The sequence below is a fragment of the Microcystis sp. M109S1 genome (assembly GCF_020247025.1).
In the GTDB taxonomy this organism is placed as follows: domain Bacteria; phylum Cyanobacteriota; class Cyanobacteriia; order Cyanobacteriales; family Microcystaceae; genus Microcystis.
The window spans coordinates 1-4,357 of record NZ_JADBRW010000117.1; the positions used below are offsets into that span (position 1 = coordinate 1).

Here is a 4,357-nt window from a genome sequence, read left to right on the forward strand (position 1 = left end):
ACTTTAAACTCTAAGACAAACATTTTACGCAGGGGGTACTTAGACAAAATCAGTATAGCACAATAAAAGTTAAGTTAACAAGCTATAGTTTAAAAAGCCGTCCTAAAAGGACGGGGCTTTAACCCAAAATTTCGGTAAAAACTATCCAAAAGCAATTAAAACAAGAGCATTCGGTTCAATTAGATTAATAAATTTTGGCAACAAGAGGAGAGATAAAACTCCTCTTTTTTACTTTTTACTTGACAAATTAGCGGCTATTTGCTGCGGAGGTTGGTATTCGGGAACTAAATCTTGTAGGGACTTAACTAAGCCCTGACGGTCATTAACTTGAATATAATTAAGCAGTTGCTCTAATTTGATTTGCAATTTGTCCCAAGCAAGAAAGTGTTCATTAGCGCAAAAAATCTTTGGGTGAGAGGTGGGACGAGCTTTATCGGTATCGATTAATAATTCTTCGTAGAGTTTTTCCCCCGGTCTTAATCCTGTGATTTCAATATCGATATCTTGCCCTAATTCCAAGCCACTTAAACGAATCATCTGTAGGGCCAAATCGTAAATTCTTACCGGTTCACCCATATCTAACAGGAATACCTCACCCCCTCGGGCCATTGCTCCCGCTTGTATAACCAAACGCACCGCCTCTGGAATAGACATAAAATAGCGAATAATATCGCGATGGGTGAGGGTGATATTCTTACGTTGGGCGATTTGTTCCCGGAAACGCGGCACCACGGAACCGCTACTATCGAGAACATTGCCAAAGCGGACGATAGCGCAACAGGTGGAAGTGTCGGGTAAAGCGGCCAAAGCTTGTACAACTAACTCAGCACAGCGTTTACTGGCCCCCATAATGTTAGTCGGTCTGACGGCCTTATCGGTGGAAATAAGAACTAAATTACTAACTGAATTCTCGATCGCAGTCTGAGCGACATTTAAAGTCCCCCAAACATTAGTGTAAACCCCCTGACTAGCATTGGCTTCCACAAGAGGAACGTGCTTATAGGCGGCCGTGTGATAAATTGTTTCAATCTGGTGTTGTTGGATGACTCGGGCCAGATGATTACGGTCGAGAACATTGCCTAGATAGGCATACTTGCGTAAATCGGCATAATTTTCACTTAAATCGAGATCGATTTTGTAGAGGGAAAACTCGTTTAATTCGTAGATTACCAAGCATTTTGGCTTGAGGAAGGCGATTTGTCGGCATAATTCCGAACCGATGGAACCGCCACCCCCGGTGACTAACACCGCTTTACCGGTGACATTTTTTGCCAAAAGTTCGGGATGGGGTAGAATTTCCTCCCGTCCTAATAATTCCGAGACATCGACACTGCGAATCTGATTGATGGCCGCTTCTCCCGATAAAATTTTTGAGAGGGGAGGAACGGTTTTAATGTCGATGGGTAAAGTTTCTAGACTTTCGATGATTTGCCGCTTTTTGGCCTTGTCTAGGTTCGGAATAGCGAGAACAACCCAGTCAAAGGCCCGTTTTTGGTGCAGTAGTGCCAATTGAGAGGGGGGATAAACCCTAATGCCTTGGATAACTCGCTGCTGCAAATCGGGATTATCATCAACAAAGGCCAATAAACGATAGTGGGGGTCATTTTGTAGGGAACGTGCTAATTGACAACCCACAACCCCCGCACCATAGATAACAATTGTCGGTTCCCTATCCACACTACTGACGTAAATATTAAGACGGTGAAAGACAGAAAGAATCAACAATCTCACCCCGATAACAAATATTAGGGTTAACAATGCGTCGATAATCAGGACTGAACGCGGCAAAAAGGCATCCCCTTGAAAGTAGGCAAGACTGATTAAAACCCCTGAACTATAGAGAACCGCTTGCAGTACGGAGGAAAGAAACTCTAATCCTGTATAACGTACGACGGGACGGTAAATACCTCTGAGATAGAAAACTAGAAGTTTAATGGCAATTAAGCTGAATATTTCCTCTAAAAAAGGTCTAATTTGCTGATATTCGAGGCTAAGATTAAACCTGAGAGAGAAGGCTAGATAGATGGTTAGACTAAAAATAAGGCAGTCGGTGACCATTAAAAGAGAGCGCTTCGATGACCTAGATAGGGAATTAGCCAATTTCAGGATTTTGCTGGCCAGTTTTCTATACATCTTGATTAATTAATCTTGGGTAAAATAATTTGGCTCCTCTCGACTTGGTGTGATAATCAGTGTTTATCGTTTCTAGTAGTCTTGCTAGGCAAGGCTTTGAAGAATATATTTCTGGAAAATTACCCCTATTCTTCCTCCTTCCACACAGAAACGAGAAGAACCAATGTTTTTTTATAAAAGTAGCGCTGCCTGTGTTTCCGGAGATGATATCACCCAAATCAAAATATGTCAAGCGGCGGGATTTGTCAAGACTTTTTTTCCTTTTACCAACTTTTCATCTCTCCCCAAAAATTTTTTGCTCCCGCAAACTAGCCGATAAATCACCGCTAGTCAAGGTTAAAATCAAGAATTGACACAAAAATTTATCGAGTCAAGTTATGAGTAATCAGTACGATGCGATCGTGATTGGGTCGGGAATCGGGGGATTGGTGACAGCGACGCAATTAGCGGCAAAAGGGGCAAAAGTCTTAGTTTTAGAGAGTTATCTGATTCCGGGGGGCAGCGCAGGTTATTTTGAACGAGAGGGTTATCGTTTTGATGTGGGTGCTTCGATGATTTTTGGTTTTGGCAAAAAGGGGACGACTAACCTCTTAACCAAAGCTTTGGCAGCGGTGGATATGAGTATCGAAACCATTGCCGATCCCGTCCAGATTCATTATCATCTCCCGGACGGATTAGACTTAAAAGTTCATCGCGACTACGAACAATTTTTACAGGAATTAATTAGCCATTTTCCCGCAGAAAAAACCGGTATCCGGCGCTTTTACGATGAATGCTGGCAGGTGTTTAATTGCCTTAATAGTATGGATTTACTATCATTGGAAGAACCCCGCTATCTGACTAGGGTTTTTTTTCAGCATCCTTTATCCTGTTTGGGATTGGTCAAGTATTTACCCCAAAATGCGGGAGATGTGGCCAGAAAATATATTAAAGACCCGAAATTATTGAAATTTATCGATATGGAATGTTATTGTTGGTCGGTAGTACCCGCCGATCGCACTCCGATGATTAATGCGGGAATGGTCTTTAGCGATCGCCATTACGGAGGGATTAACTATCCCCAAGGAGGAGTGGGACAGATTGCTCTCAAGTTAGTCGAGGGACTGGAAAAAGCTGGTGGTGAAATCCAGTATAAGGCCAGAGTAGCTGAGATTATTTTAGATGCAGGACGGGCGATCGGGGTAAGATTGACCAATGGTAAGGAATATTACGCTAAAAAGATTGTTTCTAATGCCACCCGTTGGGATACCTTCGAGAAATTGCTCCCCCCGGAATCTCTCCCCGGCAGTGAAAAAAATTGGCAAAAACGCTATCAAAAATCCCCCAGTTTCCTCAGTTTGCATCTGGGAGTCAAGGCCGATGTCTTACCGTCAGGAAGCGAATGTCACCATATTTTACTAGAAGATTGGCAAAATATGGAAGCAGAACAGGGAACTATCTTTGTTTCTATTCCTACCTTACTCGATCCCTCCCTAGCACCCCCGGACCATCATATCATTCATACTTTCACCCCTAGCTGGATTGATCAATGGCAAAAACTGCCCCCCCAAGAATATCAACAGAAAAAAGAGGCCGCTGCTCATCGTCTCATCGAGCGCCTGAAAAAACTCTTTCCCAAACTAGATACAGGATTAGATTATATCGAAATTGGCACGGCCCGCACCCATCGCCGCTTTTTGAATAGAATCGATGGCAGTTACGGCCCAATACCGCGAAGAAAACTGTTAGGCTTATTAGGAATGCCCTTTAATCGCACAGCTATTCCTAATCTTTATTGTGTGGGAGATAGTACCTTCCCCGGTCAAGGATTAAACGCGGTGGCCTTTTCTGGTTTTGCTTGCAGTCATCGTCTAGCGGTAGATCTCGGTTTACCTCGTCCCAGAGGTTAAAAGCTGAAAATCAGGATTTTTACTGGCGAATTCTTAAACCGGAAGGGAATACTTGACAGCGTTTCTCAGATGGATGAAGCGCGTTTTTGCAACTGGAATTTTTACTTCGGCAAGGTTTAATCCATACTTCATCTTGACGAGAAACGCTGTAGATCGGTTTTGCTGAAGGCGCGGGCAGCTTATTTTAGAGGAATTACTCACCAATGCAGCCAATAAAAACTGATAACTGATAACTGATAACTGATAACTGATAACTGATAACTGATAACTGATAACTGATAACTGATAACTGATAACTGATAACTGATAACTGATAACTGATAACTGATAACTGA

General features: G+C 42.7%; 3 protein-coding genes. 1 reads left to right on the plus strand and 2 read right to left on the minus strand.

Annotation, left to right across the window (positions count from 1 at the left end):
* Positions 1-228: 228 nt before the first annotated feature.
* Positions 229-2,133 carry a polysaccharide biosynthesis protein gene (locus IM322_RS05520; RefSeq protein ID WP_287674840.1) on the minus strand — a complete coding sequence of 635 codons (1,905 nt, stop codon included), beginning with the start codon at positions 2,131-2,133 and terminating at the stop codon, positions 229-231.
* 377 nt (positions 2,134-2,510) lie between these two features.
* On the opposite strand from IM322_RS05520, the gene crtH reads away from it, so the two are divergent.
* On the plus strand, positions 2,511-4,022 hold the full coding sequence (crtH, locus tag IM322_RS05525) for a carotenoid isomerase (RefSeq protein ID WP_287674839.1): 1,512 nt from the start codon (positions 2,511-2,513) through the stop codon (positions 4,020-4,022).
* A gap of 33 nt (positions 4,023-4,055) precedes the next feature.
* On the opposite strand, the gene IM322_RS05530 is transcribed toward crtH, so the two are convergent.
* Positions 4,056-4,357 (minus strand): hypothetical protein (locus tag IM322_RS05530; protein WP_287713133.1); only part of this gene is annotated, 302 nt, incomplete at its 5' end.

Coding starts and splice junctions, on each gene's coding strand:
- crtH (WP_287674839.1), top strand. CDS start 2,511: ATGAGTAATCAGTACGATGCGATCGTGATTGGGTCGGGAATCGGGGGA.
- IM322_RS05520 (WP_287674840.1), bottom strand. CDS start 2,133: ATGTATAGAAAACTGGCCAGCAAAATCCTGAAATTGGCTAATTCCCTA.